This window comes from Rhodovulum viride, assembly GCF_003265965.1.
GTDB classification, from domain to species: Bacteria; Pseudomonadota; Alphaproteobacteria; order Rhodobacterales; family Rhodobacteraceae; genus Rhodovulum; species Rhodovulum kholense.
Genome location: NZ_MUAV01000097.1, coordinates 1 through 1236 on the forward strand (window position 1 = coordinate 1; position 1236 = coordinate 1236).

General features: G+C 60.4%; 1 protein-coding gene. It reads right to left on the reverse strand.

Annotated elements, in window-relative coordinates; all coding sequences use genetic code 11:
* Positions 1 to 51: 51 nt before the first annotated feature.
* Positions 52 to 1154, reverse strand: a protein-coding gene (locus BYZ73_RS21170; protein ID WP_112317570.1) for an IS3 family transposase whose coding sequence is annotated in 2 segments (ribosomal slippage) — positions 52 to 893 and positions 893 to 1154 — 1104 coding nt in all. Because the reading frame shifts where the segments join, the coding sequence is not laid out codon by codon here.
* Positions 1155 to 1236: the final 82 nt, after the last annotated feature.

The window sequence follows — 1236 nt, forward strand, 5'->3', positions numbered from 1 at the left end:
TGCCCTGCTCCCCAACCTTGGACCGCCGGAAGTTGGATTTTTCCGGCTGCCTCACGATGACGGGCCGGTGACGCCATCGGGATAATGCATGGCAATCGGGACGTTGTATCCGATCGCGCTGTGGGGTCGGTCCTCGTTGTAGTGTCGACGCCAAGCTTCCAACTTTTCGCGGGCGTCGGCAAGGCTCATGAACCAGTGGGCATTCAGGCATTCAGACCGGAGCTTGCTGTTGAACGCCTCGATGAACCCGTTGTCGGTCGGTTTCCCCGGTCGCGAGAAGTCCAGGGTGACGTCGTTCGCATAGGCCCAGAGGTCGAGGTCGCGGGAGATGAACTCGCTGCCATTGTCGACCCTGATCGTCTTCGGGTAGCCGACCTTGGCGCAGACCTTCTCCAGCATTTGCACGACGTCTTCACCGCGGTAGGCGAAGCGGGGATCGGCTGCCGGACAGAGCCGGGAATGGGTGTCTACCACCGTCAGGATGCGGAGCTTCTTGCCCATGGCGAGCTGGTCGTGAACGAAGTCCATCGCCCAGACATCGTTCGGGCCGACTGCTTCCTGGCGATCTTCCCGTAGCTTTGCCTTCACCCTGCGCTTCGGGTGCTTGTTGCGCAACTGAAGGCCTAACTCGTTGTAGATCCTGCGGGTCTTCTTCATGTTGATCACCCATCCTTCCCGTCGCAGCAGGACATGCACGCGGCGATAGCCATACCGCACACGCGTCTCGCAGATCTCCTTGATCCGCATCTCGACGGCAGCCTGGTCCGTCCGCCGGGACTTGTAGTGGTAGCTGGACGTGTCGAAGCAGATGGCCCCACAAGCCTTCCGGATCGACACGCCCCAGTCGACGCACATCCCGGTCACGATCTCTCGCAGACGCCCAGGCTTCAGAGCTTCCGGCGGATCACGTCCTGCAACATCTCCCGATCGAGGGTCAGATCGGCCACGATCTTCTTCAGTCGCGTGTTCTCGTCCTCGAGCGCCTTCAGCCGACGCATCTCGTCCGGCAGCAACCCGCCATACTTTTTCTTCCAGTTGAAGTAGGTCGCCTGACTAATGCCCGCCTTGCGGCAGATCTCCGCGACGGGCGTGCCTTGTTCCCCCTGCTTCAGGATGAACGCCTTCTGCGCTTCCGTGAACTTCGATGCCTTCATGCGTTTCCGCTCCTCTCCCAGCCAGGAAAGATTAGCCGAAAACTCCAGCTTCAAACGGTCCAGTTTTCAGGGAACAGAGCAC